Source organism: Pelagerythrobacter marensis, assembly GCF_001028625.1.
Classification (GTDB): Bacteria; Pseudomonadota; Alphaproteobacteria; order Sphingomonadales; family Sphingomonadaceae; genus Pelagerythrobacter; species Pelagerythrobacter marensis.
The window spans coordinates 704,075-730,088 of sequence record NZ_CP011805.1 but is presented as its reverse complement, the minus strand read 5'-3'; the positions used below and the strand labels follow the sequence as shown (position 1 = coordinate 730,088).

At 65.0% G+C, this 26,014-nt stretch carries 30 protein-coding genes and 3 tRNA genes; 20 read left to right on the top strand and 13 right to left on the bottom strand.

Features of this window, described 5'->3' with window-relative positions:
• Positions 1-26: 26 nt before the first annotated feature.
• A complete protein-coding gene (locus AM2010_RS03545; protein ID WP_047807663.1) occupies positions 27-350 on the top strand; it encodes a chorismate mutase in 324 nt (107 codons plus the stop codon).
• A 34-nt stretch (positions 351-384) separates the two neighbouring features.
• On the opposite strand, the gene AM2010_RS03540 is transcribed toward AM2010_RS03545, so the two are convergent.
• The 4 genes from AM2010_RS03540 to AM2010_RS03525 all read right to left on the bottom strand — a co-directional run bounded on the left by AM2010_RS03540 (position 385) and on the right by AM2010_RS03525 (position 3,762).
• On the bottom strand, positions 385-1,875 hold the full coding sequence (locus AM2010_RS03540) for a sensor histidine kinase (RefSeq protein WP_420834968.1): 1,491 nt from the start codon (positions 1,873-1,875) through the stop codon (positions 385-387).
• On the bottom strand, positions 1,826-2,503 hold the full coding sequence (locus AM2010_RS03535; protein WP_047805901.1) for a response regulator transcription factor: 678 nt from the start codon (positions 2,501-2,503) through the stop codon (positions 1,826-1,828). The genes AM2010_RS03540 and AM2010_RS03535 overlap by 50 nt, the downstream gene beginning before the upstream one ends.
• Before the next feature lie 126 nt (positions 2,504-2,629).
• Positions 2,630-2,935, bottom strand: coding sequence for a PepSY domain-containing protein (locus tag AM2010_RS03530; protein ID WP_047805900.1), 306 nt, complete (start codon positions 2,933-2,935; stop codon positions 2,630-2,632).
• Positions 2,936-3,015: 80 nt separating this feature from the next.
• The gene (locus AM2010_RS03525; RefSeq protein WP_236699395.1) at positions 3,016-3,762 is read right to left on the bottom strand and encodes an SIMPL domain-containing protein; all 747 of its coding nucleotides are present in this window, start codon (positions 3,760-3,762) and stop codon (positions 3,016-3,018) included.
• Positions 3,763-3,878: 116 nt separating this feature from the next.
• Between AM2010_RS03525 and AM2010_RS03520 the strand changes: the two genes are divergently transcribed.
• From AM2010_RS03520 to AM2010_RS03500, 5 genes are all read left to right on the top strand, one after another.
• Positions 3,879-5,450: an amidohydrolase family protein gene (locus AM2010_RS03520; RefSeq protein WP_047805899.1), complete on the top strand. Its 1,572-nt coding sequence runs from the start codon at positions 3,879-3,881 to the stop codon at positions 5,448-5,450.
• A gap of 50 nt (positions 5,451-5,500) precedes the next feature.
• Positions 5,501-7,333, top strand: coding sequence for an ABC-F family ATP-binding cassette domain-containing protein (locus AM2010_RS03515; protein ID WP_047805898.1), 1,833 nt, complete (start codon positions 5,501-5,503; stop codon positions 7,331-7,333).
• Positions 7,334-7,335: 2 nt separating this feature from the next.
• On the top strand, positions 7,336-7,842 hold the full coding sequence (locus AM2010_RS03510) for a hypothetical protein (RefSeq protein ID WP_047805897.1): 507 nt from the start codon (positions 7,336-7,338) through the stop codon (positions 7,840-7,842).
• A gap of 92 nt (positions 7,843-7,934) precedes the next feature.
• Positions 7,935-8,222, top strand: a complete 288-nt coding sequence (locus tag AM2010_RS03505; RefSeq protein WP_047805896.1) for a helix-turn-helix domain-containing protein — start codon at positions 7,935-7,937, stop codon at positions 8,220-8,222.
• 12 nt (positions 8,223-8,234) lie between these two features.
• On the top strand, positions 8,235-8,492 hold the full coding sequence (locus tag AM2010_RS03500) for a hypothetical protein (protein ID WP_047805895.1): 258 nt from the start codon (positions 8,235-8,237) through the stop codon (positions 8,490-8,492).
• 5 nt (positions 8,493-8,497) lie between these two features.
• Here AM2010_RS03500 and AM2010_RS03495 read toward each other — a convergent pair whose 3' ends face one another.
• A complete protein-coding gene (locus AM2010_RS03495) occupies positions 8,498-8,974 on the bottom strand; it encodes a DUF6456 domain-containing protein (RefSeq protein ID WP_047805894.1) in 477 nt (158 codons plus the stop codon).
• A 93-nt stretch (positions 8,975-9,067) separates the two neighbouring features.
• On the opposite strand from AM2010_RS03495, the gene AM2010_RS03490 reads away from it, so the two are divergent.
• The gene (locus AM2010_RS03490; RefSeq protein WP_047805893.1) at positions 9,068-9,640 is read left to right on the top strand and encodes a helix-turn-helix domain-containing protein; all 573 of its coding nucleotides are present in this window, start codon (positions 9,068-9,070) and stop codon (positions 9,638-9,640) included.
• On the top strand, positions 9,637-10,815 hold the full coding sequence (locus AM2010_RS03485; protein ID WP_047805892.1) for a glycosyltransferase: 1,179 nt from the start codon (positions 9,637-9,639) through the stop codon (positions 10,813-10,815). Before AM2010_RS03490 ends, AM2010_RS03485 begins: the two co-directional genes overlap by 4 nt.
• Before the next feature lie 21 nt (positions 10,816-10,836).
• On the opposite strand, the gene secF is transcribed toward AM2010_RS03485, so the two are convergent.
• The 3 genes from secF to yajC are packed head-to-tail and all read right to left on the bottom strand — an operon-like array spanning position 10,837 to position 13,756.
• Positions 10,837-11,814, bottom strand: coding sequence for a protein translocase subunit SecF (gene secF / locus AM2010_RS03480; protein ID WP_047805891.1), 978 nt, complete (start codon positions 11,812-11,814; stop codon positions 10,837-10,839).
• Between the two features lie 12 nt (positions 11,815-11,826).
• Positions 11,827-13,422: a protein translocase subunit SecD gene (gene secD / locus AM2010_RS03475; RefSeq protein ID WP_047805890.1), complete on the bottom strand. Its 1,596-nt coding sequence runs from the start codon at positions 13,420-13,422 to the stop codon at positions 11,827-11,829.
• 13 nt (positions 13,423-13,435) lie between these two features.
• Positions 13,436-13,756, bottom strand: a complete 321-nt coding sequence (gene yajC / locus AM2010_RS03470) for a preprotein translocase subunit YajC (RefSeq protein WP_047805889.1) — start codon at positions 13,754-13,756, stop codon at positions 13,436-13,438.
• A gap of 211 nt (positions 13,757-13,967) precedes the next feature.
• Between yajC and AM2010_RS03465 the strand changes: the two genes are divergently transcribed.
• Positions 13,968-14,044 (top strand) — tRNA-Pro (locus AM2010_RS03465).
• Between the two features lie 123 nt (positions 14,045-14,167).
• Here AM2010_RS03465 and AM2010_RS03460 read toward each other — a convergent pair.
• Together AM2010_RS03460 and AM2010_RS03455 are read right to left on the bottom strand one after the other, a co-directional pair.
• A complete protein-coding gene (locus AM2010_RS03460; protein ID WP_160325568.1) occupies positions 14,168-15,139 on the bottom strand; it encodes a polysaccharide deacetylase family protein in 972 nt (323 codons plus the stop codon).
• 23 nt (positions 15,140-15,162) lie between these two features.
• Positions 15,163-16,542: an amidohydrolase family protein gene (locus AM2010_RS03455; protein WP_047805888.1), complete on the bottom strand. Its 1,380-nt coding sequence runs from the start codon at positions 16,540-16,542 to the stop codon at positions 15,163-15,165.
• Between the two features lie 170 nt (positions 16,543-16,712).
• Between AM2010_RS03455 and AM2010_RS03450 the strand changes: the two genes are divergently transcribed.
• From AM2010_RS03450 to accC, 7 genes are all read left to right on the top strand, one after another.
• A complete protein-coding gene (locus AM2010_RS03450) occupies positions 16,713-17,624 on the top strand; it encodes an HpcH/HpaI aldolase/citrate lyase family protein (RefSeq protein ID WP_047807660.1) in 912 nt (303 codons plus the stop codon).
• 72 nt (positions 17,625-17,696) lie between these two features.
• Positions 17,697-18,110 (top strand): holin family protein, encoded by a 414-nt coding sequence (locus AM2010_RS03445; protein ID WP_047807659.1) that lies wholly within the window; start codon positions 17,697-17,699, stop codon positions 18,108-18,110.
• Between the two features lie 68 nt (positions 18,111-18,178).
• Positions 18,179-18,424, top strand: a complete 246-nt coding sequence (locus tag AM2010_RS03440) for a type II toxin-antitoxin system Phd/YefM family antitoxin (protein ID WP_236699442.1) — start codon at positions 18,179-18,181, stop codon at positions 18,422-18,424.
• On the top strand, positions 18,421-18,687 hold the full coding sequence (locus AM2010_RS03435) for a Txe/YoeB family addiction module toxin (protein WP_047805886.1): 267 nt from the start codon (positions 18,421-18,423) through the stop codon (positions 18,685-18,687). Before AM2010_RS03440 ends, AM2010_RS03435 begins: the two co-directional genes overlap by 4 nt.
• 3 nt (positions 18,688-18,690) lie before the next feature.
• Positions 18,691-19,125, top strand: coding sequence for a type II 3-dehydroquinate dehydratase (locus tag AM2010_RS03430; RefSeq protein ID WP_047805885.1), 435 nt, complete (start codon positions 18,691-18,693; stop codon positions 19,123-19,125).
• 78 nt (positions 19,126-19,203) lie between these two features.
• Positions 19,204-19,698, top strand: a complete 495-nt coding sequence (accB, locus tag AM2010_RS03425) for an acetyl-CoA carboxylase biotin carboxyl carrier protein (RefSeq protein WP_047805884.1) — start codon at positions 19,204-19,206, stop codon at positions 19,696-19,698.
• An 8-nt stretch (positions 19,699-19,706) separates the two neighbouring features.
• Positions 19,707-21,068 carry an acetyl-CoA carboxylase biotin carboxylase subunit gene (accC, locus tag AM2010_RS03420; protein ID WP_047805883.1) on the top strand — a complete coding sequence of 454 codons (1,362 nt, stop codon included), beginning with the start codon at positions 19,707-19,709 and terminating at the stop codon, positions 21,066-21,068.
• Positions 21,069-21,203: 135 nt separating this feature from the next.
• Here the strand turns inward: accC and AM2010_RS03415 are convergent, their stop codons facing one another.
• Together AM2010_RS03415 and AM2010_RS03410 are read right to left on the bottom strand one after the other, a co-directional pair.
• The gene (locus tag AM2010_RS03415; protein ID WP_150115225.1) at positions 21,204-21,671 is read right to left on the bottom strand and encodes a hypothetical protein; all 468 of its coding nucleotides are present in this window, start codon (positions 21,669-21,671) and stop codon (positions 21,204-21,206) included.
• A 91-nt stretch (positions 21,672-21,762) separates the two neighbouring features.
• Positions 21,763-22,227: an Lrp/AsnC family transcriptional regulator gene (locus tag AM2010_RS03410; RefSeq protein ID WP_047805881.1), complete on the bottom strand. Its 465-nt coding sequence runs from the start codon at positions 22,225-22,227 to the stop codon at positions 21,763-21,765.
• A 209-nt stretch (positions 22,228-22,436) separates the two neighbouring features.
• Between AM2010_RS03410 and AM2010_RS03405 the strand changes: the two genes are divergently transcribed.
• The 4 genes from AM2010_RS03405 (at position 22,437) to AM2010_RS03390 (ending at position 25,403) form a co-directional block, all read left to right on the top strand.
• Positions 22,437-24,143: a histidine kinase dimerization/phospho-acceptor domain-containing protein gene (locus AM2010_RS03405; RefSeq protein ID WP_047805880.1), complete on the top strand. Its 1,707-nt coding sequence runs from the start codon at positions 22,437-22,439 to the stop codon at positions 24,141-24,143.
• Positions 24,144-24,175: 32 nt separating this feature from the next.
• The gene (locus AM2010_RS03400; RefSeq protein WP_047805879.1) at positions 24,176-25,174 is read left to right on the top strand and encodes a polysaccharide deacetylase family protein; all 999 of its coding nucleotides are present in this window, start codon (positions 24,176-24,178) and stop codon (positions 25,172-25,174) included.
• Between the two features lie 54 nt (positions 25,175-25,228).
• A tRNA-Ile gene (locus tag AM2010_RS03395) sits at positions 25,229-25,305 on the top strand.
• Between the two features lie 21 nt (positions 25,306-25,326).
• Positions 25,327-25,403 (top strand) — tRNA-Pro (locus AM2010_RS03390).
• A gap of 89 nt (positions 25,404-25,492) precedes the next feature.
• On the opposite strand, the gene AM2010_RS14140 is transcribed toward AM2010_RS03390, so the two are convergent.
• Complete coding sequence (locus AM2010_RS14140) at positions 25,493-25,888, bottom strand: hypothetical protein (protein WP_160325567.1); 396 nt, start codon at positions 25,886-25,888, stop codon at positions 25,493-25,495.
• Between the last annotated feature and the right edge of the window lie 126 nt (positions 25,889-26,014).

The window sequence follows — 26,014 nt, the reverse complement described above, 5'->3', positions numbered from 1 at the left end:
GCAAGCGCGTGATAAGCCCGCTTTCGATGCCCGATTCCGCACTCCACGAAGCGAACGACGCCACCGCCGCAGACAACGCGCAGCTCGCCGCCTTCCGCCGCAGCATCGACAATATCGATGCCGCCCTGATCCACATTCTGGCGGAACGCTTCCGCATCACTCAGGCCGTTGGAGAATACAAGGCGATCAACGCCCTGCCCCCGGCGGACCCGGCGCGAGAGACCGAGCAGATCGCTCGCCTCCGCGCCCTGGCGGAAGACGCGCAGCTCGATCCCGAGTTCTCGGAGAAGTTCCTGCGCTTCATCATCGACGAAGTCATTCGCCACCACGAGCGCGCGCGCGGTCGCTGACGGTTGCGATCTCCTGCGCCGATCGACTGGACGGTCAACCGGCGCGGGGCAGGATCAGTTTGACCATCAGGCCGCCCAGGTCCTCGCTCTCGCCCAGTTCGACCGCGCCGCCATATATCTCCGCGACATCGCGCACGATGGCGAGGCCGAGGCCGGTGCCCGGCTTGTCCGTATCCAGCCGCGCGCCGCGATCGAAGATGCGCGTGCGCTCCGCCGGGGGGATGCCGGCACCGTCGTCCTCGATCCAGATCACGCAGCGTTCCGCATCAGGCTCCGCGTCGATCGTGACGAAGACACTGCCGCCACCGTATTTCGCCGCGTTCTCGATCAGGTTGCCGAGGATCTCGTCGAGATCCTGCCGCTCGATCGCGACGCGCGCCTGGCGGTTGCCGTCGATATCGAAGCGCACGTCGGGATAGAGGCGCTCCACCGCGCGGCGCACCGCCTCTGCACTGTCGCAGGCGGGCGTGCGCGCGTGGCCGACCGAGCGCCTGCCAACCGCGCGCGCGCGGGCCAGGTGATGGTCGACGTGGCGGCGCATTGTCCGCGCCTCGCGGATCACGGTATCGGCAAGGTCCGGCGCCTGCGCGGTCGCGGCATTGTTGACCACGGTCAGCGGGGTCTTGAGCGCATGGGCGAGGTTGCCCGCATGGGTCCGCGCCTCTTCCGCCTGCCGTTCCGAATGGGCGAGCAGCATGTTCAGCTCTTCCACCAGCGGCTGCACCTCCAGCGGCAGGGGATCGGACACGCGATTGCTGCCTGTCGTGCGAATGCGCTGGATCGCGGCCCGGATACGCCGCAATGGGCGCAGGCCGTAATAACTTTGCAGCACCGCCATCCCGAACAGGCCGAGGCCGAGCGCGGCAAAACTCCAGATCAGGATGGAGCGGATGCGCACGATCTGGGCATCGAGATCTTCGCGCGCCGCAGCGACCATGAACGTCCAGGTCGTATCGCTGTCGGGCAGGATCACGCTGCGTTCGACCACCCGCAGCGGCTCTTCGGGAAATTCCCGATTGTCGTAATAGTGCGGCGCATTGTCGAGATGTCCGCCGCGCGGGGTCAGCGTGCGGTCCCACAGCGACTGCGAGGGTTCCAGCGAGTAGGATTCGAACCCCTCGCGCCCTTCGGCCGTAATCTGCCAGTACATGCCGCTGTTGGGTTCGAGAAAGCGCGGTTCGCCGATCGGGCGGATGAAGTAGACTTCCCCATCGGGGGCGACTTCGGAAATCACGATCATCGTGTTGAGCAGATAGCCCAGCCGCTCGTCGAAACTGCGTTCGACCTGGCCGGTCAGCGTCCGTTCCAGCGCAATCCCGCCGCCGAGCAGCAGCACGAGAATCCAGCCCGCCGCGATGAGCAGCATCCGCCGCGCCAGGCTGCCCGTATGCGGCGCGGCCCCGTCCGGGCCAACGCCGTCGCCCCCGCCCACGTCCGGCGCGGCCTCGCCAGTGGCGGGCGCGCGATCCGGATCGTCAGGCGCGGGGGGCGTCGGCGGGATCGTCGAGGCTATAGCCGAGGCCACGGATGGTGGTGATCACATCCGCACCCAGTTTCTTGCGGATGCGGGTAACGAAGACCTCGATCGTGTTCGAATCGCGGTCGAAATCCTGATCGTAGATATGTTCGATCAGCTCGGTCCGGCTGACCACCTTGCCCTTGTGGTGCATGAGGTAGCTCAGCAGCTTGTATTCCTGCGCGGTCAGCTTGACCGGTTCGCCCTTCAGCGTGACCCGGCCCGATCGCGTGTCGAGCCGGACATCGCCGGCCGTCAGCTCGCTCGAGGTGTTGCCCGAAGCGCGCCGGATCAGCGCGCGCAGGCGAGCGATCAGCTCTTCGGTCTGGAACGGTTTGGCGAGATAGTCGTCCGCCCCGGCATCGAGCCCGGCGACCTTGTCCGACCAGCTGTCGCGCGCGGTCAGGACGAGAACGGGGAACGTGCGCCCTTCGCGCCGCCACATGCCGAGCACGGTCAGCCCGTCAATCTCGGGCAGGCCGAGATCGAGAATGACGGCATCGTAATCCTCGGTCGAACCGAGGAAATGGCCATCTTCACCATCGGTCGACAGATCGACGGCATAGCCGTTCTGTTCGAGCGTCGATTTAAGCTGCTGGCCGAGTGTCGGTTCATCCTCGACTATCAGTATGCGCATTGCCGGTCGTTCCCCCTGGATCGGGCTTCCGCCCCTTGGATCAGGCCTTTGCTAAGTGGGCTTTCGCGCCGAATGCGTCAACACAGGTGCGAACCCGAAGGTTCCGCCCGAACAGCCGCGCATTCATCAGCGGCTGCGACGCACGACGCGGCCGGTCCGCGCATCGACATCCACAAAAATGACCCGGCCATCGCGAATGAACTTCAGGCGATAGACCTTGGCAGTCGAATCGTAGGCCGGCCCGATATATTCCGAATCCCGCATCGTCGGGACCACGCGCCGTTCGATGTCGGCCAGGCGCAACTGGTTGCCAGCCCGCATCTCGCGCCGCGCATCGCTCTGATCGTCGAGCGACTGGGCATAGGCGGGGGGCGCGGCGAAACCGGTTATCGCAAAGGTGGCGGCAAGGCAGGAGACGATGAGCTTTCGCATGACGTCAACCTGCCTAGACCAAAACGATTGAACAAGCTCTGAATACTGCCGCGCCGTCCCGTTCAGCAACACGTCCCCCGTTATCGCGTCATCTCGTACTTCACCGTCACCGTCGCGCCGGTGCCGACTTCACCGGGCGCAATCTGCGTGCCGGCATCGCCGCTTTCCGCGCTCTGGCGCAGCGCGACCGGCTGCGGCCCGCCGTATGACTGGAAAGTTTCGGACACTTCCAGCAGGCGGACATCGGAATATCCGGCCATGCGGGCATATTCCCGCGCCATTTCCTGCCCCTTGCGATAGGCTTTACCGCGCGCTTCGCGCTTGGCCGCATCGTCCGCTTCCAACATGAAATTGGGGCCGTAAATGTTGTTCGCACCGGCAGAAACCAGGGCATCGAGCACTTCGCCCGCACGATCGAGGTCGCGCAGCTTGACCTGCACCTGATTGTTCACGTCGTAACCGACGAAAGTGCGCACTCCCCCTTCGCGATCGTAATCGTACTGCGGGTTGAGGTTGAAGTTGGACGTCTGAATGTCGCGCGCCGCGATTCCCAGATCGCGCAGCTTCGCGATGACTTTCGCCATTGCCGCCGCGTTCTGGCGCACGGCCGCCTGCGCGGTATCGGCACGGGTCGATACCCCGGCACCAATCTGCGCCACGTCGGGTTCGCCATAGACAATCTCGTTCACCGTCAGTTCGACGACCGGGCCCTGCGCCTGGATTTGCACTTCGGCGGCCTGCGCGGGCGCGGCGAACGGTATCGAAGCAAGCGCAGTCGCGGCGAACAGGGGGATGGCGTGACGGATCATGTAAAGGTTCTCCTTCATTCTGGCCGCGCGTAATGCGTCCCTTCCGATTACGCGTCGATGAACCGGGTTGTTCCTGCGTTACAACGCAGCGATAGAGGCAGGCGACAGGGAGGGAATACGCTTTGACCACGATCATGCGCGCAATCGCAACAATGCTGCTGGCCTGCAGCGCGCCGCTTGCCGCCCAGGCGGCGATGGAACCGGTGCCCGACCGTCTGCCCGGCGAAGGCAGCGGCCCGTTCCCGATGCTGATCGTCCAGGGGGCGACGATGATCGACGGCACCGGTGCACCGCCGGTCGGCCCTGCCGACATCGTGATCGAAGGGAACCGGATTGCCGCCGTACATACCGGCGGCGCCCCGCAGGACGTACTGGACCGCGCCGCACGCGTGATCGATGCGCAGGGCATGTACGTCCTGCCCGGGTTCATCGACACCCACGGCCACAACGGCGATCCGGGCAAGGCGCCGCAGCCCAGCTATGGCTACAAGCTGTGGCTGGCCCATGGGGTGACCACCGTGCGCGGCGTCTCCTTCTATTTCGGGCCCGATCAGCCCGACCTGTCCGATACCGCGCGCAGCGAAGCCAATGCGATCGCCGCCCCGCGGCTGATTCCCTATGCCGTGTTCGGCGACAAGTGGAGCGGCGGCGCGCCCGACACCCCGGCCAAGGCGCGCGAGTGGGTTCGCTGGGCGAAGGCCGCCGGCTATCACGGGATCAAGTTCTTCAACGGCCAGACGCCCGCCGTTCTGGCCGCGGCGCTGGATGAGGCGGACGAGCAGCAGCTCGGCACCGTCGCCCACCTTGCGCAGATGGGCGTGGCGCAGGTCAATGCGCGCAAGGCGGTCGAACTCGGTCTCGACAGCGTAACGCACTTCTACGGTCATTTCGAAAGCCTGCTGGCCGACGGCGTCGTGCCCCGGTATCCGGCCGGCTACAACTACGCCGACGAACAGGACCGCTTCGCCTGGGTCGCGCGCCTGGCCGATCAGATCGTCGAACCGGGCAGCGAGGAATGGGATGAATACGTCGACTTTCTGGTCGACAGCGACGTTACCCTGAACCCCACCTTCAACATCTATTCCGCCAGCCGCGACGTCATGCGGATGCGGACGGCGGAATGGCATGACAGGTACACCCTGCCCGCCCTGATGGACTTCTACGAACCCAGCCTGACCAATCACGGCAGCTATTACCACGACTGGTCGAGCGAGGACGAAGTGGCCTGGCGGCGGTTCTATGCGCCCTGGATGCGGCTGACCAACGAGTTCAAGAACAAGGGCGGGCGGGTCACGGCCGGGTCCGATCCCGGCTATATCTACCAGACATGGGGCTTCGCCTATATCGGCGAACTGGAAATGCTGCGCGAGGCGGGGCTGAACCCGCTGGAAGTGATCCAGGCCGCGACGATCAACGGCGCGCGCGAGATCTACGAGCCGAAAGGGATCGAGCCGCCAATGGGAAGCATCGCGCCGGGCAAGCTGGCCGATCTGGTGATCGTGCCCGAAAACCCGCTCGACAATCTCAAGGTTCTTTACGGCACCGGGCACACGCGGCTCAATCGTGAAACGAACCGGCTGGAAACGGTGGGCGGCGTGCGCTGGACGATCAAGGACGGGATCGTTTACGATGCCCCTGCCCTGCTCGAAAGCGTGGCCGAAATGGTCGCGGCGCAAAAGGCGCAGCAGGCTGTGAACCGCGAGTAGGGCTTTCGCCGCTTGCGGCACGGGCCGCCCTCGCCTAACCCGCGCGCCTCATGGCACAACCACCGATCCTTTCCTGGGAAGGCCTGGGCTTGCAGCAGGGCGGCCGCTGGCTGTTCGGCGGCCCGGATCAGGGCGGCATCGACCTGCACATCGGCCCGCGCGACCGGCTGGCGCTGATCGGCCGCAACGGTGCCGGCAAGACCACGCTGTTCCGCCTGATCGACGACCGGATCGAAGCCGATCGGGGACAGCGCAAGATCAAGCCCGGCACGCGCATCGTTCTGCTTGAGCAGGAACCCGATTTCTCCAGCTGCGAAACCCTGATGGATTTCGCCCTGATCGGCCCCCATGCGCCGGCCGAACACGAAGTGGAAGCCATCGCCGGCCAGCTTGGCATCGACATGGCCACTCCGGCGAAGGGCGCCAGCGGCGGGGAACGGCGCCGGGCGGCCATTGCCAAGGCGCTGGCACAGGAGCCGGACCTGCTGCTGATGGACGAGCCGACCAATCACCTCGATCTCGCGGCGATCGACTGGCTGGAAGGATGGCTGGACCGGTACAAGGGCGCATTCGTCGTCATCAGCCACGATCGGACTTTCCTGAAACGCCTGACGCGCGCGACGATCTGGCTCGACCGCGGGCAATTGCGGCGCAAGGAAGTCGGCTTCGGCGGCTACGAAGCCTGGGAAGAACAGGTCTATGCCGAAGAAGCGCGCGCCGCGGAAAAGCTCGACGCCAAGCTGAAGATAGAAGCGCACTGGCTCGAACGCGGGGTTACAGCGCGGCGCAAACGCAACCAGGGGCGGCTGGAAAAGCTGGGGCAGATGCGGGCCCAGCGCGCAGCAATGATCGCGCCGAAAGGCACTGCGAAACTGGGCCTCGCGACCGAAGAGGATTTCAAGTCGAAGTCGGTGATCGTGGCCGAGAAGGTTTCGAAATCCTATGACGAACGCACGATCATCCGCGACTTCACCCTGCGCATCCAGCGCGGCGACCGGATCGGCGTGGTGGGCGCGAACGGTGCCGGCAAGACCACTTTGCTCAAGTTGCTGACAGGCGAGATTTCGCCTGACGCCGGCTCGATCGAAATTTCGAAAAAGCTGGCCGGGGTGATGATCGACCAGCAACGCAGCCTGATGGAAGCCGACAAGACGGTCCGCCAGGTCCTGGCCGAAGGCGGCGACTGGATCGACGTGCGCGGCGTGCGCAAGCATGTGCAGGGCTATCTCAAGGAATTTCTGTTCGATCCGAAAGTGGTCGACACCAAGGTCGGGATCATGTCGGGCGGGGAACGCAGCCGGCTGCTGCTGGCGCGCGAATTCGCCCGCAAATCCAACCTTCTGGTGCTGGACGAGCCGACCAACGATCTCGATCTGGAAACGCTGGACCTGTTGCAGGAAGTGATCGCCGATTACGAAGGCACCGTGCTGATCGTCAGCCACGATCGCGACTTCCTGGATCGGACCGTGACGCTGACGCTGGGCCTCGACGGCACTGGCTTCGTCGACATCGTCGCCGGCGGTTACGAGGATTGGGAAGCGAAGCGCAGGCAACGCTCCGCCCCCGCGCGGGCCAAGGGGGCCGGCGGCAGGGAATCGGGCGGCGGTTCGGGATCTTCACCATCTGCCCCGCCCCCACCCCCTCCGCCCCGGTCGGCCAAACTGTCGTACAAGGACCAGCGCGATTACGAACAGCTTCCGGCCCGGATCGAGGAACTGGACACGGCCATCGCGCGCGGCGAGGAAATCCTGGCCGACCCCGATCTGTTTACCCGCGACCCGCAGAAATTCGCCAATATCAGCAAGGGCCTCGAAAACGCGCGCGCGGAGAAAGACGCTGCAGAGGAACGCTGGCTCGAACTCGCGGAGTTGGTAGAAGGCTAGCCATGCTGACCTTCCGCGTTTCCGACGGTCTGATCAATCTGTTGCAGGCGCAGGCGCTGGAAGAAGACTATCTGGGCGACTGCGACGATGGCGAGATCCTGGCCGCGCGCGCATTGCTGGGCCGGTTTGCGCGGCGCTTCAATCGCTTTCAGGAAACCGCCGGATCGCGCGTGATCGTCGACGGGCTTCCGCACACGATCGGCCATGCACTCGGCAGCGAAGGCGACCATTCCTGGCCGCGCCGCGAAGGCCGCTTGCTCCAGTCACTGTGGATGAACAGGCTGCGCGGCATACCCGGCCAGCCCGGAAACTACCTCTGCCCCATGGGCATCGGCCCGACGCCGGAACGTTCCATGGGGCATATCGCCGCGATCATGCTCTATCTCCATCGCGACCGGTGCGGCAGCATCGCGTGGATCGGTGCGGAGAGCGATCTGGGTGCCGGCTTTGCGTTTATCGACCACGAGACCGGCAGTTTCGCCGATTTTTCGCTCCTGCTGCGCGACTAGACGCACCCGAGCCCCGGCGCTCCCGCGACCTTGACGAACATGGATGTTGTGTATAAATACAACGCTCAACTATCTGGCCTCCGGAGGGCATCATGGTCGCATCTTTCGCCACTGAAGAGCAGGCACCGTCCCGCGCCGCGCGCGACCTTTCGCGCGAACAACTGGCGGAGATTGCGAAAGCCGACGCCGAAGATGCCATTGCCTATGCCATCGGCCGGGCGCTGAACGAAGACGGGCGGAGCCTGCGCAAGATTGCCGCCGCGATCGGTTTCGATCCCGGCAACCTCTCGCGCCTTGCCAGTGGCAAGGACTGCAACGTGTCCACGCTTGCCCGGATCGCGGTCGCGCTGGGCAAGGATCTGCACATCACGATCGAATAGGCCGCTCGCATCGTGCAGCAACTCTCCCTCGGTGCGGATATCCTGCTCGGCCTCGCGGCGATCTATGTCGTGTGGCTCCATCTCCACGCCCACCGCGCAATGGCCGCCGCGCGCCGCGAGCGCGGGGCGGAGGCGCGGACCGCCCTGATCCTGAAGGCCCGGACATTGCGCAAGCGGGCCTCGATCCAGAACCCGCGCCTGCTGAAGGTGATCCTGCTCGTCGCATCGGCCAAGGTTCTGCTGACCGCGATCCAGCTGCTTCGTTTCTGAACGCCTCAGCCGATGCGGTAGAAATCCGCCACCCGGTCCAGCGCGATCCTGAGCACCACCTTGCCGCTGCGCGCGGGCCAGGCCAGGGCGCGTTCGGCATCGGCGAGGCTCTCGCATCCGCAGACCACGCGCCAGAGTATATCCGTCAGCCCCCGCCCCGCCAGTGCCAGCGCCGCATCGAACCGCTGCTTCGCCGCGATCTGCCGCTCCGTCGGGGACAGGCCCGGACTGCCGCCGCGCACTTTGATCCGCACCGGGTCCCACCGCATCGTCACCCCCGGCGACAGCTGCGCGCGCTCGTAATCGGCGCGCAGGCACTCGCCCGCAGCGAACAGGCGGTCGTCGATGTGCCCCCGCGCATGCAGCCACGACAGCGGGGATTCGGCGAGGTTGACCGTGACCGTGCGCCGTTTGCCCCGGACATCGCCTGTGCGGCGCGGCCCCTCCCCCGTCAGTTCACGTTCCACTAGCTTGCGCGGCATTGGCTGCTCCTCAATTCGATTGGCGAATCGAGGCTTGCCAAATGGCGATACCTGTAGGAAAGTGAAAACCAATTTGGTTATTGGGAGAGCGCCGTGATCAATCGCATCCGCGATATTCGCAAGGAGAAAGGTCTGACGCTGGCAGACCTTGCCGAAGCCTGCGATCCGCCCACCACTGCGCAGACCATCGGCCGCCTCGAAACCGGGATGCGCAACCTTTCCACCAAATGGATGGATCGGATCGGCAAGGCGCTGGGCGTTTCGCCCGAGGCGCTCGTCCGGGCCGAAGGAACCGCCCATGCCCAGGTCATCGCCACGCTCGCAGCGGGCGGCACGGAAGCCCTGGCGCGGACGCGCGATGCCATTCCGCCAACCGACATCGGCGGCGATGCGCCGCTGGTCGTGCTGGCCGTGGAAGGCGCAACCGGACCCTATCTCGCCGGTGACCAGATATGGATGCGCCGGATCGATCCGGCGGAAGCTGCAAAGGCGATCAACCGCGACGTTCTGGTGCCGCGCAAGGGCGGCCGGTTCGCATTCGGCCGGCTGATCGACCGCAAGGGCGCGCTGGTGGGTATCCTACCGCCCGGCGCGGGCGAGAAACAGCAGGTCGTCGATTCGCCGGAGTGGCTGGCAGTGGCCGAAATGCTGGTGCGCCGCTTGTGACTCGCCGCCTACTGTCGATTTCGACTCTCTACCCCAACGCCTCCACGCCCCAGTTCGGAACTTTCGTCGCCCGCTCGCTCGAAGCGCTTTCGGCGCGCGAGGACTGGGATGTGACCCTGATCAATCCCATCGGCATCCCCCCACTCGCGCTGGGCCGCTATCGCGCACTCGCCGCGGCGGCGGTGGACGGGGTGGAAAACGGCGTCGATGTGCACCGCCCCAGCTATCTGCTGGTGCCGCGCATGGGCGGGCGCATCAATCCCAGCATGATTGCGCGCGCGGTGCTGCCGCTCGTGCGCGAACTGCACGCACGCCGCCCGTTCGATCTGGTCGATGCACAGTTCTTCTATCCCGACGGACCGGCCGCCGCATGGATCGCGGAACAGCTTGGCCTGCCCTACGCGATCAAGGCACGCGGTTCGGACATCACACTATGGGGCACCAAGGGGTTCGCCCGCGAACAGATGCTGGACGCAGCCGCCGGTGCGCGCGGCCTGCTGTCGGTTTCACAGGCCCTGGCCGACGATATGGTCGCGCTGGGGATGCCGCCGGGCAAGATCGCGATCCATTACACCGGCCTGGACCGGAACAGGTTCCGCCCTCTGGCCCATTCCGGCCTTCGCACGAAGCTGGGCGAAAAACTGAACGTCCCCCTTGGTGAAAACGACAGGATCGTGGCGACTGTCGGTGCGCTGATCGACCGCAAGGGACAGGATCTGGTTATCGGCGCGATCGCCGGCATTCCGGGCACTCGCCTGCTGCTGGTTGGCAAGGGGGAGGACGAGAAGCACCTGCGTGCGCTGGCGCGCGACCTCGGCGTGGACGAACGCGTGCACTTCGTCGGATCGGTCGATCACGACACCCTGCCGGTCATCCTTTCCGCTGCCGACGCGATGGTGCTGCCGTCCAAGAAGGAGGGGCTGGCCAATGCCTGGGTCGAAGCGCTCGCCTGCGGAACGCCGATCGTCATTTCCGAAGCCGGCGGCGCCCGCGAGCTGGTGACCAGCCCCGATGCCGGATACGTCGTCGCGCGCGACATCGACGCGATTGCCGCTGCGCTGCGCAAGCTCTTCGCCGATCCACCGCCGCGCGAACGGGTCGCGACGACGGTGGACGGGTTCGGATGGCCGGCCCATGCGGCGCGGCTCGCCCATATTTACAACGGCCTGATCTAGCGCACCGGGCTCGCGGCGATATCAGGCCTCGCCGCGAGCGATCTTGTCCTGTTTATCGGCCTCGGTCTCGGTCGGCACGAAACTGTGCGAGTCGACACCCAGCCAGATCAGGATCGGCGCCGCCATATAGACCGAGCTGTATGTGCCCACGAAAATGCCCAGCGTGATCGCCGCGACCATGCCGAACAGGCTCGCCGGGCCGAATGCCAACAGCGGCACCAGCGCGATCAGCAGCGTCAGTGAGGTCATGACCGTGCGCGCCAGCGTTTCGTTGACCGACAGATCGAGCAGTTCCGGCGTGGGCATCTTGCGATATTTCTTCAGGTTTTCGCGGATGCGGTCGTAAACCACGATCGTATCGTTCAGCGAATACCCGATGATCGCCAGGATCGCGGCGATGATCTGCAGGCTGAATTCGAGCTGGAACAGCGAGAACATGCCCAGCGTCAGCGACACGTCGTGGAACAGCGCAAACAGCGCGCCGACCCCGAACTGCCATTCGAACCTGATCCAGATATAGAGCGCCACCGCCAGCATCGCGGCGATCAGTGCGAAGGCCGCATCGCTGCGGAATTCGTCTGATACCTTGCCCGAAACGTTCTCGTTACCATCCAGCCGGAAATCGGCGAAGCTCGCCTCCAGCTCGGCGACGATGGCATTGGCGATATTCTGCGCGGCTTCCGGATTACCCTCCACACTATCGGGCAGGGGAACGCGGATCGAAACCTGGTTGTCATCGCCAAAGCGCTGAACGACCGGCTCGCCGTACCCCAGTTCGGAAACCGTGTCGCGCAGGTCGCCGACCGGCGCTTCCGTGCTTTCGGTGAAAGTCGCGGTGATGTTCAGGCCGCCGGCAAAGTCGACGCCGTAATTCAGCCCCTTCGTCAGCACGAGGCCCCAGCTCGCCGCGATCAGCAGGATGCTGACCACGTAGAAGGGCACGCGCCAGCGCAGGAACTTGATGTTGGTATCGTCGGGGACGAGTTTGAGCAATTTCATCGGTCGTCTCCCTTAAATGTTCAGGTCTTGCGGCCGCGTTCTGCGCAGCCAGCCGGCCACCCACATGCGCGTGAGCGAAACGGCGGTGAAGACACTGGTGAACAGGCCGATAATCAGCACGACCGCGAACCCGCGAATCGGCCCGGTGCCGAACATGAACAGCAGGACGCCGGCAATGAAGTTGGTGATATTGGCGTCGAAGATCGCGCGGCTTGCCTCGCGATACCCGTTTTCGACCGCGGCGATCACCCGCCTGCCCCGCTTGCGTTCTTCGCGTATGCGTTCGTTGATCAGCACGTTGGCATCCACCGCCGCGCCGATCGTCAGCACGAAACCGGCGATGCCCGGCAGCGTGAGCGTTGTGTTCATCAACGCCATGATGCCCAGGATCATCAGCACGTTGAAGATCAACGCGATCGTCGCATAGACGCCGAAGCGACCGTAGGACGCGATCATCAGGGTGACGACTGCGATGGAGCCCACCAGCATCGCCAGCAGGCCCAGCCGGATCGACTCAGCGCCAAGGTCCGGCCCCACGGTCCGTTCCTCGACCACGGTCAGATCGACCGGCAGGGCACCGGACTGAAGCGAAATCGCAAGCTGCTGCGCGCTTTCGGGCGTGAAGCTGCCCGAAATTTCGGAAACCCCGCTGAGGATCCGGTCGTTGATCACCGGCGCGGAGATGACTTCGCCGTCGAGGACGATCGCAAACTGCTTGCCGACATTTTCGGACGTCAGCTTGGCGAAACGATTGCCGCCCTGCTGGTCGAACTGGATGACGACGACGTCTTCGTTATCCTGATTGCGGCTCGCCTGCGCGCGGATCAGCGATCCGCCATCGATCCCGCCCAGGCGGTAAACCGCAACGTTCTGTCCGAAGAAGGGGCTGTCGGGGGCATAGGGAAATATCTGCTGGCCCGGTTCGGCGATTCCTTGCGCCAGATCGGTCTGCAGGGCGTTTTCATTGACCAGCTTGAATTCCAGTTTGGCCGTGCGCCCCACCAGTTCCTTGACCTGATCGGGATCTTCCAGCCCGGGGACCTGAACCACGATGCGGTTTTCGCCCTGGCGAATGATCGTCGGTTCGCGCGTACCCAGCGCATTGATGCGCCGGTCGATCACGTCCTGCGACGAATCCATCGCGGCATTGACTGCTGCTTCCAGCCCCGCCTCGGTCGGGGTGAGGACAATGCGCGTTTCGTCGACAACGGTCAGGTTCCATTCGCGAACCAGACCTTCGCCGTTCAACAGCGGTTCGAGCAAGGAGCGTGCGCGATCCACATCCGCGACGCTCTGCACCATGAAGCTCAGCCGCCCTTCGGCGGTCGATACATCGCCGAAACTGACGGCGGGTTCTGCCCGGCGGAGGGTCGAGCGGACCGATTCCTCCATATTGCGCAAACGCTGCACGGCGACTTCGGTCGGGTCGGCTTCCAGCAGAATATGGCTGCCGCCGGCAAGATCGAGCCCGAGGTTAACCTCCGGGTCGGGCAAGGCAGCGGGCCAGCGGGCGCCAGAAAGCGAGAAGATGGATGGGAGCGCCAGTGCCGTCAGGGCCAGGGTCAGCCCCCAGAACCAGCCGCGCTTCCAAAGCGGGAAATCGAGCATCCGCCGGCCCCGCTCAGTCGTTCGCCGCCGCGCCGCCGGGCGGCACGATGTCACCGATGGTGCTCTTCACCGTCTTGACCCGAACACCCTGCGCGATTTCGATATCGGCGTAGTTGTCGTCCACCTTGACGACTTTGCCTACGATCCCGCCGGCGGTGACGACCTGATCGCCCTTCTTGATCCCGGCGATCTTCTCGCGATGCTGCTTCTGCTGGCGCATCTGCGGGCGGATGATCAGGAACCAGAAGATCGCGATCATGCCGACGATCGGAAGCCATTGGATCCACGCGGGCGGCGCATCTGCGCTGGCCGCCGCGGCAAGGAAATCGAGCATGAAAATGTGCCTATCGAGCTTGAGCCAAGAACATGTGCGGGGATGCGCGCGGTTCCGGTGCGTTACCGGCCCTTCGCCTCCCCGCCGATCAAGTGGGCGCGCCTAGCAGCATTGCAAGATGAGGGCAACGAATCGCGCATCTCCCACAGCGCGAAGATCGGCGCTTGCCACCGCCGGACCGGCACCCTATAGGGCCGCCCTCCACTGGATACGGGACGTAGCGCAGCCTGGTAGCGCATCACACTGGGGGTGTGGGGGTCGCTGGTTCGAATCCAGTCGTCCCGACCAGTGGTTTCAGGAGTTGGCTCTGGTCAGAGCAGCTCTGGTCTTTCAACCAAACCCATCGCGTTCGCCCTCCCCCGCGAGCCCGTTCGCCAGGCGCCCGGCGCGCGCGGGCGGTTGCGCAGCGCGTCATCGGTCGGGCGGTTCGCTCGCGAGCTTTATCGCCCCCGTTTCCGTCAGCCGCCGGTCGATTGCCTCTTCGGATGCCGACCAGTGATCGAACGCCTCGGCACCGCGTGCGCCTGCGCCCAGCGCGAGCGTTGCGACGCGGCCCATGCCGGTAAAGCCGCTATCGGAATCGGGCAGCGGATCATTGTAGGCCGCATCGGGCGAAACGATCGTCCACCCCTTGTCCCGCAGGGCAGCGATCGCAGCGGGCAGGAACGCGGCGGCCGCATCGTTTTCATGCAGCAACAACGTATGCACCGGCTGCTGCGGCAACCACGCCGCAGCCAGGCCGTGGGCATGTTCGGCTGCGTCGACGATCATTGCGATATAGACCGCCTGCAGCGCCGTCTCGTCGACCTCCGCTCCCTCGGCCACTGCCTGCGCCCAGCGACGGTCGAAATGCCAGTCATAAGTGTCGACGGTGACATAGCCATTGGCGAGCCCGAATTCGGCCAATCCGGCGCGCACCGCGTTCCGCTTGCCGCGATCCTGCCGCCCTTCGTCGAGGTAGGGGTAGCGAAACCACGGCCTGCGGTTCGGCAGCCCTTCGAGCAGCGATTCCGCCGATCGGACATCGGCAAGAAACGCCTCTGCGTCGGAAGCGCTCAGGCGGAGATGGCTATGGGTGTGGTTGGCGATCAGATGGCCGGCCTGGCCATAACGGGCAACGCGATCGCGGCCGTCGGAGAGTTCGGCAAAGCCATCGGTCGTGACGAAGAACGCGGCCTGCACCCCGCTCGCCCGCAAGCCGGCGATCAGCGCATCGGCCCGATCATGGTCGCCGCGCGCACCCGGCCCCAGCGGCGCGTCGTCGAGCGTGATCGCGATCCGTCGTTCTGCGCCTGACGCCTGGCCATCCGCGGCCTGCGCCGGGTGTGGCGCGCAGGCCGCCAGAAGCGGGACGAGGACGGCGGACAGCAACAACCTGATCATTCGCATCTCCAGTTCCATGGCGATCATTGTGGACCGAAACGTCCGCGCGCCGCTTCGATCAGCGGTGCCGGGGCGATTGCATGTCCGTTGACGAAGACGGTCTCGACCTTGCGGATATCGCGCGGGCGCCGCACCGGATCGCCGGCTATCAGGATCAGGTCCGCCTCGAATCCGGGCGCGATCCGGCCGACGCGGTGGCCGATGCCGAGCGCGCTGGCACCGTTCAGCGTTGCGATCCGCACCGCTTCGGGCACCGTAAACCCCGCTTCCACGAGCAGTTCGAACCCCCGCTGGTTGCCGAAGCCGGGAACCGCATGCCGCCCGAAATCGGGCCCCATCAGAAGCGTGCCGCCCGCGGCCACGAAGCGCCGTTCGAACGCGAGAACCTTCTGCCAGACCGCCGGCGTCCACACGGTGCCTGCCGCATCGGCTTCCAGTTGCCGCCTGCGGATCGCCAGCCGCTCGCGCGCGGCGGGCGTCAGCAAGGCCAGACTGCGCGCATCGCCCTGCGGCCGATGGGCGAATCGACCTTCCAGAATCGGGAGGGTCGATGTGAGCGTCACGCCCTGTGCCACCAGCGTTTCGATCAGGCGCGCGACGTCCGGACTGTCGAGATCGAGAGTGTCGAGCAGGGGCACGGCCGAACGACAGGTTCCCACCTGCTTGTCGGGCACCAGGTCGCTGGCGGAGGTCAGACCGTGTTCGATCCCGTCGATACCCATTGCCGCCGCCTCTGCGAAAGTGATTGAACACAGATGTCCGGTCACGCGGCCACCGCGCCTGTGCGCTTCATCGATCACTGCCGCCCCGATCGCGGGCCTGGTATGCCGGTAGAGTTTGAACCACCGGACACCGCGCTTGCGCCAGCCGCGAACGAATGCCCGCGCCTCCGCTTCATTCGCCGGGCTGACCATTGCGGGGCTGCCCCCCGGCCCGGAGATATAGGGCGCGCTGGCGAAGATTTCGGGCCCGATGCGCTCGCCCCGCGCGATTTCGCGGGCCAGCGCCAGCTCGCGTTCGGGTTCGGCGCTGCCTGCGGTCATGACCGTGGTCACGCCGCCTGCAATCCACAGGCTCGCGGCGACATTGCCGGTGAAGGTGTTGCCCGGCACATGGGTGTGATCGTGCATGCCGACGAAGCCGGGAACGATTGTCTTCCCCGCACCGTCGATGATCTTCATGCCGGCGGACGGCACGAAATCCTTGCGCGGCGAAACGGCGGAAATTCGCTCGCCCTCAATTACGACGACCATGTCACTGCGCGGCGGCGCGCCCGTACCGTCGATCACGGCCGCGCCAACGATGGCAGTGCGTGTCGCCGATGGCGGCGCGTCCGGCCACGCGGGGGCGGCCAGTGCAAGGCACGCCACCAGCATTGCCAGCAGCCGTCCCGTCCGGATCATTCCCGCCCTTTCTCTTCCCGATCGATCCCACGTGGGGGATCAGCCGTGCGGAAAGGCGGGGCAAGCGCGGTTCGACATGCCGTGCCCTGCGCGCGTCGGCACCCCGCGCCCTTCGCCGGTCTTGCGCCCTCCCCGCTTCGCCACTAGCGCGCGGCATGGAGGATTTGCCGATGACTACGCCCGGTTCCAGCCCCAGCAGTGCCCGCCCCTTGCCGCGGATACGATCATGGCTGTTCGCGCCGGGCGACAGCGAGCGGAAGATGGCCAAGGCCGCCGACGGCCCCGCCGATATCGTCCTGCTCGATCTCGAAGATTCCGTCTCTCCCGAAAACAAGCCGGCAGCGCGCGCGCTGGTGCGCGATTTCCTCACCGCGCGCGACGATCGCTCGCGGCTGTGGGTCCGCGTCAATCCACTGTCCGGGGGTGAGACGCTGGCGGATCTGGAAGCTGTCATCCCCGCCGCCCCGGGCGGGATCATGCTGCCCAAGGCCGAAGGAAAGGCCGACGTCGAGGCGCTCGACGCGCATCTTACCCGGCTGGAGGCCGCAAACGGAATCGCCGCCGGGCAGACCCGCGTAGCCGCCCTGGTGACCGAAACCCCGCGGGCTATGTTCCGCACCGGCGATTACGAGGGCGCGCCGCGGCTCGCCGCGATGAGCTGGGGTGCAGAGGACCTGTCCTCCGCCCTCGGCGCGCGCGTCCAGTTCGGGCCCAACGGACAGTACATGCCGACATTCGAGCTGGCGCGCAGCCTGTGCCTGCTGGGCGCGGCGGCAGCCGGGGTCGCGGCGATCGAGACGATTCAGGCCGACTTCCGCGACCTGGAAGGCCTGCGCGACCGGGCGCAGATGGTTCGCAGCCAGGGATACCGCGGCATGCTGGCCATCCATCCGGCGCAAGTCGAGGTTATCAACGAGGCCTTCACCCCGGGGGAGGCAGAAATCGCCCATGCCCGCAAAGTCATCGCCGCATTCGATGCCAACCCGGGCGCGGGCGCGGTGGGCCTTGATGGCGCGATGCTCGATCGGCCACATCTGGTCCTGGCACGCAATCTGCTCGCCGATGCCGGATTGCACGCCTAAAGCGACAAAGCACTTTCCTACACGAACCTATATGGTTATCTACTCCGGCGACTCGCAAATATGGAGCTCGCCATGCCTCTCATCGAATCGCTTATCGGCCCGATGGCCGCGATCATCGACAAGGTGATCCCGGACAAGGAAGCCCGCGCCCGGGCCAAGCTCGAACTGCTCCAGCTCGAAGGAACGCAGGAACTGAAACGGATCGAGACCCGCCTTTCCGCCATCGTGGCAGAGGCAAACTCGCGCGATCCCTGGACCAGCCGCGCCCGGCCCAGCTTCCTCTATGTCATGTACGTCCTGCTGCTGTTCGCCCTGCCGATGGGCGTGCTTTCCGCCTTCGACCCCGCAGCCGCACGCAATATCGGCGCCGGCATCACCGCCTATCTGCGGGGCCTGCCCGAAGAACTCTACATGCTCTTCGGCACCGGCTACCTCGGCTATACCGCCGCCCGGCAGTGGGGGAAGGCAAAGGGCGTCGAGAACTGATCCCATTCTCGTTGCATTTGTACAATTAAATGTACATATAGCTTGCAAGGAGACAGGCCGTGGATGTGATGACCTACAGCGATGCGCGCAAAAACCTGAAGAGCGTGATGGACAAGGTGGTGGACCACCGTTCCGAAGTGGTCGTCACCCGCCGCAATGGAGAGGCTGTGGTGATGGTCTCGCTGTCCGAATGGAATTCTATTGTCGAGACCGAGCATCTAATGGCGAGTCCGAAGAATGCCCGGCGGCTGCGCGAAAGCATTGCCGAACTCGATCAGGATGAAGGTGGCGAGCACGATCTGGTCCATCCGTGAAGATCGTCTTCTCCTCCCACGCCTGGGAAGATTACCGGTACTGGTGCGCGAATGATCGAAAAACACTGCTCCGCCTGAACGGCCTGATCGAGGAATGCCGAAGAAATCCCTTCAAGGGACTGGGCAAGCCCGAGCCGCTTCGGGGCGAGCTTGCCGGCCTCTGGTCCCGGCGGATTAACCACCGGGATCGTCTCGTCTACCGCATCGCCGGGAAGCATCCCGATCAAAGGCTGGAAATCGTTCAATGCAAAGGGCACTACTGACCGATGTCCAACACCGTCTATGTCCTCAACGGACCCAATCTCAATCTGCTGGGCCTGCGCGAGCCGGAGATTTATGGTTCGGACACGCTCGACGATATTGCCGACATGCTGGAAGATCGCGCCCGCGAGCTGGGGCTGACGATCGACATGCGCCAGACCAATCATGAAGGGATGCTGGTCGACTGGCTGCACGAGGCGCAGGCGGAAGGGGCGCGGGCGGTCCTGCTCAACCCCGCCGCCTATACCCATACCTCGATCGCGCTGCTCGACGCGGTGAAGGCGATCCGCACCCCGGTGATCGAGGTGCATCTGTCCGATCCCGCAACGCGCGAGCCGTTTCGCCATCATTCCTATGTTGGTGAAGCGGCGGCGCGCACGGTGAAAGGCCTCGGCGCGAGGTCCTATCTGGTCGCGCTGGATAGCGTTACGGAATTGTAATCTCGTCCCCCTCGCCCCCTTGCCAGCCCGGGCAGAGCCGCGCATAGGCGGGCGTTCGAAACGAACAAGGGTTGTTTAATGGCCGAAAACAAAGGCAGCGCCGGGCGCAAGCCCGGCATGAACGTCGATACCGCGCTGGTCCGTGAACTGGCCGAAATGCTTGCGGACACAGGGCTTACCGAAATCGAGGTCGAGGATGGCGATCGCAAGGTGCGCGTTTCGCGCGGCGGCGTGGCTGCGGCACCTGCCGCTTTCGCCGCGCCGGCCCCCGCCCCTGCGGCGCCGGCCCCGGCCGCCCCGGCAGGCGACACGCCCCCGGCACAGCCGGCGGACGATCATGCCGGCGCACTGAAATCGCCGATGGTCGGAACCGTCTATCTCGCCGCCGAGCCGGGCGCCGATCCTTTCGTCAAGGTCGGCGACAGTGTGCAGCAGGGCGATACCCTGGTGATCGTGGAAGCGATGAAAGTGATGAACCCGATCGTCGCCGACAAGGCCGGCACGATCAAGGCGATCCTGGTCGACAACGCGCAGCCGGTCGAATTCGACCAGCCGCTGATCGTCATCGGCTGAGGCGAACCGTGGGCATTTCACGCATCCTTATCGCCAACCGGGGCGAAATCGCGCTGCGAATCCACCGTGCGGCGCACGAAATGGGCATCGAAACGGTCGCCGTGCATTCGACCGCCGATGCCGACGCGATGCACGTGCGGCTGGCCGATCACGCCGTCTGCATCGGCCCGCCGCCGGCGAATGAAAGCTACCTCAACGTCGCCAACATCATTTCCGCGGCGGAGATCGCGCAGGCCGACGCGATCCATCCCGGCTACGGCTTCCTGTCCGAAAACGCCAAGTTCGCCGAGATCGTCGAGGCGCACGACATCAAGTGGATCGGGCCCAAGCCCGAACATATCCGCACGATGGGCGACAAGGTGGAAGCGAAGCGCACCGCCGGCGCGCTGGGCCTGCCGCTCGTCCCCGGCAGCGATGGCGCCGTATCCGATTACGACGAAGCGCGGCGGATCGCGGGCGAAATCGGCTATCCCGTCATCATCAAGGCTGCCAGCGGCGGCGGCGGACGCGGGATGAAGGTCTGCGAGGGGCCCGACCAGCTCGAAACCCTGATGAAACAGGCCGGCAGCGAGGCCAAGGCCGCTTTCGGCGACGCCACCGTCTATATCGAAAAGTACCTCGGCAATCCGCGCCATATCGAATTCCAGGTGTTCGGCGACGGGCGCGGCGGCGCAATCCATCTAGGCGAACGCGACTGTTCGTTGCAGAGGCGCCACCAGAAGGTTCTCGAAGAAGCGCCCTCCCCCGTGATCACGCCCGAAGAACGCGACCGCATGGGTAGCATCTGCGCGAAGGCGATGGCCGACATGGCCTATCGCGGCGCGGGCACGATCGAATTCCTGTGGGAAGACGGCGAGTTCTACTTCATCGAAATGAACACGCGCCTACAGGTCGAACATCCGGTGACCGAGATGATCACCGGGATCGACCTGGTGCGCGAACAGATCCGCATTGCCGATGGCAAGGATCTGTCGTGCAGCCAGGACGAGATCACCTTCACCGGCCATGCGATCGAATGCCGCCTCAATGCCGAAGATCCGTGGACTTTCGCCCCCTCCCCCGGAACGGTGAATTACTACCACGCGGCCGGCGGTATGCACGTGCGCGTCGATAGCGGGCTCTACGCCGGTTACCGCATTCCGCCCTATTACGATTCGATGATCGCAAAGCTGATCGTCTACGGCCGCAACCGCGAACGCTGCATCATGCGCCTGCGCCGCGCGCTGGAGGAAATGGTGGTCGAGGGTGTGAAGACCTCGATCCCGCTGCATCAGGAACTGATCAAGCAGCCCGACGTGCTGAACGGCGACTATTCGATCAAGTGGCTGGAGGAATGGCTGAAGGAACGCAGCGCCGACAGCCAGGCCTGACACGATAAATATCCTCCCCGTTTTCGCCGCAGGCGCAAATGGGGAGGATCGCATCCCCGCCAGTCGTTCGCGAAGTCGCGGTACGCGGACCCCATCAGGCAGCGCAACGCGTTGAGCGGCGCCTGCCCAATCAGCTCACAGCGCGGGAGCGCGAGGCGCAGGCTTCTCGGCGTCCTCTTGGCCCCGGCGCGCTTCCTCGTACCAGTCGAGCAGGCGCGCGACGTCGTCCTCTTCGCAATTGCGCACCCGCAGGCGACGGCCCGATTTCAGCTCTATCAGGAGATCGGAGCGAACGCCGCCTGCGCGATGCTGCAAGCGGGCGACATCCGACCATTTCAGCGACTTCTTGTAGAGCGTGGGATGGAAGACCACGCGCTCGTGGTCGTAGGTCAGGGCCACAGTGTCGACCCATCTTCGTGCCAGTTTCAGGATCTCGAAGCCGAGCAAGGCCGTAAGCGCTAGCAAGGGAAGGCTTATCCCGTCCCATCGCATGTCTGCCAGGGCCGCCAGGAATTCCTGATATCGGGTATGCCCCGCCGCAACCTCGTAACGCTCGTCCAGCGCGACCACGGTAAGCCAGCCAAGAAAACCAAGCGCTATCAACAGAAACGGAAGCAAGCAGCCCGAACGGAACCGCACGATGCCCCGAACGGCGGCAGTGGTTAATCCGCTTTCCGGCACCGCCCCGTAGGCCCTACTCCAGCGGCACGCCCGGTTCGTGCTTGCTGGTCCGGATCGTCAGGCTGGTCTTCACGCTGGCCACGTTGGGGGCCGGGGTCAGCTTGCTGGTCAGGAACTCCTGAAAGCTCTGCAGGTCCCGGCTGACGATCTTGAGGATGAAGTCGATCTCGCCATTGAGCATGTGCACTTCGCGCACTTCGGCCAGTTCCTGCATGTGCGTTTCGAATTCGCGCAGCGCGTCTTCGGCCTGGCTCTTCAGGCTGACCATCGCGAACACGGTGATCGCGAAGCCCAGCTTCGATGCGTCCAGTTCCGCATGATAGCCGCGGATTACGCCGTCTTCTTCCAGCGAGCGCACGCGGCGCAGGCACGGCGGCGCCGTCAGGCCGACGCGGTGCGCCAGCTCGACATTCGTGACACGCCCTTCATTCTGCAACTCGGCCAGCAGGCGCCGATCGATTTCGTCCAGATTCGCCATTGCGGGTGCCCCCACGTCCGCCGTGCGACTGCACGACCCCAATGCAACTAAACCAGTGTCGCCAATGGCGACCGCCTAATATTATTAGCCTTGCCAGCAATTGTCCCGCTTTGCAACGCACCGAGCGGCAAGATGCCCCATGGTCGTGGATACTGCTAGAACGATACGTTCACGGGGCCTCGCCAAGAGCCTATGCCAATCGGAGATCCATGCAGTTCGACGACCGCCTCGCCACAGTGTTGCGCCACCGCGCAGGTGGTGACCGTGCCGCGCGTGCGCAGTTCCGGCAATTGCTGGACCTGCTGGGCGCCCGGCGGGACGGGTTCGACCGGGGGCTCACCTCGGCCGCGTGGTTGCGGCTGGGCGCTCTGGGCGAGATCGTGCCGGCGTCCGACCGGGCGGCGATGATTCGCGATCGGGGATGGCGCTTCCGCAATCCCGAACTGGCCGCTCACCTTGCCGAGGACGAGCCCGAAGTGGCGGCGGCGGCGCTGGCCCGTGCCGATCTGGAAACCGACGATTGGGAAGCGTTGATTCCGCGCCTGCCGGTTCGCGCGCGCGGCTTTCTCCGCCTGCGCCGCGATCTGCCCTCGCGCGTGATCGAGCTGCTTGAGACGCTGGGTATTCATGATCGCGGCCTGCCCGATCCCGGGGCCGGCGTTCAGCCGGACGCTGCTCCTCGCCCGGTACAGCAGGCGGAAGAGGCCGAGCTGCTGGAATTGACGGTGCCTGCGAACGATAGCGGGGACGAGGATGACGATCAGGAAACTGCGATCGGCGCTCTCGTACGGCGGATAGAGGCCTTTCAGCGCGCCCGGGCGGAAGGCCAGACAACCGATCGCGCGCCGCGCCTTCCGCTGGGGGAGCAGGGTGAAGGCGACATGCCGCCCCTGCGCGGGTTCGCCTTTACCACCGATGCCACCGGCCGGATCGACTGGGCCGAACCCGCCGTTGCATCGATGGTGGTGGGCACCCGGCTTTCCTCGCCGCAGGCCCGCACGGCCCTGCAACGTTGGCAACGGCTCGAAAATGCGCGAATGCACTTGCGCGGCGCGCCGCAGATCGCAGGCGAATGGATCGTCGATGCCGCGCCGCGATTTACCGCGCAGACCGGCAGGTTCTACGGCCTGGCCGGCAAGTTCCGCCGCCCTGCAGCCCGCCCCGCCGCGACGGATGCAGGCGATACGGGTGGGGAAGCGGATCGCATTCGCCAGCTCCTCCACGAACTGCGCACGCCGGTGAACGCGATTCAGGGTTTCGCGGAAGTCATCCAGCAACAGCTTTTCGGCGAGGTGCCGCACGAATATCGCGCGCTGGCCGCCAATATCGCCGGCGATGCCGCGCGGATGCTGGCCGGGTTCGACGAACTGGACCGGCTGGCGCGGATCGAAACCGGCGCTCTCGAACCGCTGGCGGGCGATTGCGATTTCGCGCTTCTGTGCAGGGCCCTGGCAAAGCAGCTGGAGGCAGTGCTCGCGCCGCGCCTTTCCGGTTTCGTGCTGGATATCCCGGCTGCCCCGGCGATCGTCCCGCTCGCTCTGCGCGAAGGCGAGGCGCTGGCCTGGCGGCTGCTGGCGACGCTCGCATCCTCTCTCGGCACCGGCGAAACGGTGGAACTGACGATGCGCGTGGAACGCGGCGTCGTTCTGCTCAGCGCGACACTGCCCGCAACCCTCGGGGCGGAGGAGGATGTTTTCGCAACCCATCCGCGCGCACCCCAGGGCGGGTTGAGCGCGGGCATGTTCGGGGCCGGGTTCGCGCTGCGGCTGGTCCGGGCGGAAGCGGGCCTTGTCGGCGGCGCGTTCGAACGTGTGGACGACACCGTGCAGCTCGCACTGCCGCTCTTGACCGCACCGGGGCGCGATTCTAGCCCGGCAGAAAGTCGCGAGCCAGAGCGACACCCCGAAGCGCGCTGAAACGCAGCGGCGTTCCGCTGGAGTATCGGCGCTTGACCAAGCCTGTCTACAATCTGCCTCCCCCCGGCCCCCCGGCCCGTTTCTCACCCGATTTCGGACGCCGCGTCCTGCTGACCGTCGATACCGAGGAGGAATTCGATTGGGAGGGGCCGTTCACCCGCGATCGCCACGGTCTGCGGCACGTGCCCCGCCTTCGCAATTTTCAGGAGTTCTGCGAGGCGCAGGAGATCGTTCCCAGCTATCTGATCGACTGGCCGATCGCCAATTCGGCCGTCGCGAAGGATATCCTGGGCGATGCGGTCGCCCGCGGCACGGCCGAAGTCGGCATCCAGCTCCATCCCTGGGTCAATCCGCCGTTCGACGAGGAAGTGGACGAGCGCAATTCCTACGCCGGGAACCTGCCGCCCGATCTGGAACGGGCCAAGTTCCTCCAGCTGCGCGACGCAATCGCGAAGAATTTCGGCGCCAACCCGCAGCTTTATCGCGCCGGGCGATATGGCTTCGGCTCGTCGACCACGCAGCTTCTGCGCGAAGCCGGGGTCGGCGTGGACACATCGTTCCGCCCGCTGTTCGATTACCGCAAGGGGCACGGGCCGGACTTTGCCGATTACCCGCTCGAACCGTTCTGGCTCGATGGCGAGATGTCGGTGCTCGAACTGCCGCTGACCACGGTTTACTGGGGAATGCTGCGGCGGCAGGGGCGCCTGCTCTATCCCGCGCTCTCGCGGATGCCCAGAATGCGCGGGATCGCAGCGCGGCTGGGAATGCTCGAACGAATCCCGCTGACGCCGGAAGGCACAACGGTGGACGATGCGATTCGCGGGCTCGATATGGCGATCGACGATGGCCTGCCGCTGATCGTGCTGTCGTTCCACAGCCCCTCGCTCGCGCTGGGCCACACGCCTTATGTGGAGACCGACGACGATCTCGATGCGCTGTACGACTGGTTCCGCGCGGTCTTCGCCTATCTGGGCCAGCACGGCATCCGCCCGACCACCGTGGCGGAGATCATGCAGTCGGTCGCTGTCTGACGCTTGCGCGCAATGGCTGGGCGGGCTATCCGCCCGGCGCCGAACGATACCCGGGGGCCTGTAGCTCAGTTGGTTAGAGCTGGCCGCTCATAACGGCTAGGTCGCGGGTTCGAGTCCTGCCGGGCCCACCAGGTATCGCGGCGATCATCGGTCGGGGAGTGGCGCAGTCCGGTAGCGCGCTTGCTTTGGGAGCAAGATGTCGCAGGTTCGAATCCTGTCTCCCCGACCAATTGACCCTTCGGTTGATCCAAATTCCGAAGTTGATGTTTGACGCAGGCGGCAGGCAATCCTTCCGCAGACAAGCTCTTGCGTGGAGGGCTAGAGCTCCTCGGCAACGGGCTTGCGCCATAGCAAGATGGCGCAAGCACCAGCCGCAGCGATCATACTGGCGAACCAGAGCCAGAAGCCAATCCCGAAACCAGGAATCGAATCTATACCACCAGCGAAGGGGTTTCTTATTTTTCCGACCGAAAAATAGACAAATGCTAGTAGAGAGCAGGCTATGCTCAACATGAACGCTGTACCGAGCCTATTTCTCCCAATGCATCTCCACGAATAGAACAATAGTGGATTGGCAAGCCATGGTATGCTGTATTTATCGAACGGAACAACGATCCATCCCAGAGCGAGATACATGAATGATGGGTTCCACGCGGTGTCTTGCTCGTCGCCAGAAAGTGCTTCCAAGGGGAGGCAGACTATAAATAGCGCCATGCTCGGGACGGCGTATCGGTAGTCATATAGGAAAAATCGAAATTTCTCCCACCGTGTTGATTCTAAATAATACCGATCGTAGCGCGCCATAATGGTTCCTCAAGAGCCATGGACGGCGACATGGTA

What these genes read in the sequence shown, in the direction of transcription:
- AM2010_RS03545 (WP_047807663.1), top strand. Translation starts at nt 27, where the DNA reads ATGCCCGATTCCGCACTCCACGAAGCGAACGACGCCACCGCCGCAGAC.
- AM2010_RS03535 (WP_047805901.1), bottom strand. Translation starts at nt 2,503, where the DNA reads ATGCGCATACTGATAGTCGAGGATGAACCGACACTCGGCCAGCAGCTT.
- AM2010_RS03530 (WP_047805900.1), bottom strand. Translation starts at nt 2,935, where the DNA reads ATGCGAAAGCTCATCGTCTCCTGCCTTGCCGCCACCTTTGCGATAACC.
- AM2010_RS03525 (WP_236699395.1), bottom strand. Translation starts at nt 3,762, where the DNA reads ATGAAGGAGAACCTTTACATGATCCGTCACGCCATCCCCCTGTTCGCC.
- AM2010_RS03520 (WP_047805899.1), top strand. Translation starts at nt 3,879, where the DNA reads ATGCGCGCAATCGCAACAATGCTGCTGGCCTGCAGCGCGCCGCTTGCC.
- AM2010_RS03515 (WP_047805898.1), top strand. Translation starts at nt 5,501, where the DNA reads ATGGCACAACCACCGATCCTTTCCTGGGAAGGCCTGGGCTTGCAGCAG.
- AM2010_RS03510 (WP_047805897.1), top strand. Translation starts at nt 7,336, where the DNA reads ATGCTGACCTTCCGCGTTTCCGACGGTCTGATCAATCTGTTGCAGGCG.
- AM2010_RS03505 (WP_047805896.1), top strand. Translation starts at nt 7,935, where the DNA reads ATGGTCGCATCTTTCGCCACTGAAGAGCAGGCACCGTCCCGCGCCGCG.
- AM2010_RS03495 (WP_047805894.1), bottom strand. Translation starts at nt 8,974, where the DNA reads ATGCCGCGCAAGCTAGTGGAACGTGAACTGACGGGGGAGGGGCCGCGC.
- secF (WP_047805891.1), bottom strand. Translation starts at nt 11,814, where the DNA reads ATGAAATTGCTCAAACTCGTCCCCGACGATACCAACATCAAGTTCCTG.
- secD (WP_047805890.1), bottom strand. Translation starts at nt 13,422, where the DNA reads ATGCTCGATTTCCCGCTTTGGAAGCGCGGCTGGTTCTGGGGGCTGACC.
- yajC (WP_047805889.1), bottom strand. Translation starts at nt 13,756, where the DNA reads ATGCTCGATTTCCTTGCCGCGGCGGCCAGCGCAGATGCGCCGCCCGCG.
- AM2010_RS03460 (WP_160325568.1), bottom strand. Translation starts at nt 15,139, where the DNA reads ATGATCAGGTTGTTGCTGTCCGCCGTCCTCGTCCCGCTTCTGGCGGCC.
- AM2010_RS03455 (WP_047805888.1), bottom strand. Translation starts at nt 16,542, where the DNA reads ATGATCCGGACGGGACGGCTGCTGGCAATGCTGGTGGCGTGCCTTGCA.
- AM2010_RS03450 (WP_047807660.1), top strand. Translation starts at nt 16,713, where the DNA reads ATGACTACGCCCGGTTCCAGCCCCAGCAGTGCCCGCCCCTTGCCGCGG.
- AM2010_RS03445 (WP_047807659.1), top strand. Translation starts at nt 17,697, where the DNA reads ATGCCTCTCATCGAATCGCTTATCGGCCCGATGGCCGCGATCATCGAC.
- AM2010_RS03440 (WP_236699442.1), top strand. Translation starts at nt 18,179, where the DNA reads ATGACCTACAGCGATGCGCGCAAAAACCTGAAGAGCGTGATGGACAAG.
- AM2010_RS03430 (WP_047805885.1), top strand. Translation starts at nt 18,691, where the DNA reads ATGTCCAACACCGTCTATGTCCTCAACGGACCCAATCTCAATCTGCTG.
- accB (WP_047805884.1), top strand. Translation starts at nt 19,204, where the DNA reads ATGGCCGAAAACAAAGGCAGCGCCGGGCGCAAGCCCGGCATGAACGTC.
- AM2010_RS03410 (WP_047805881.1), bottom strand. Translation starts at nt 22,227, where the DNA reads ATGGCGAATCTGGACGAAATCGATCGGCGCCTGCTGGCCGAGTTGCAG.
- AM2010_RS03405 (WP_047805880.1), top strand. Translation starts at nt 22,437, where the DNA reads ATGCAGTTCGACGACCGCCTCGCCACAGTGTTGCGCCACCGCGCAGGT.
- AM2010_RS14140 (WP_160325567.1), bottom strand. Translation starts at nt 25,888, where the DNA reads ATGGCGCTATTTATAGTCTGCCTCCCCTTGGAAGCACTTTCTGGCGAC.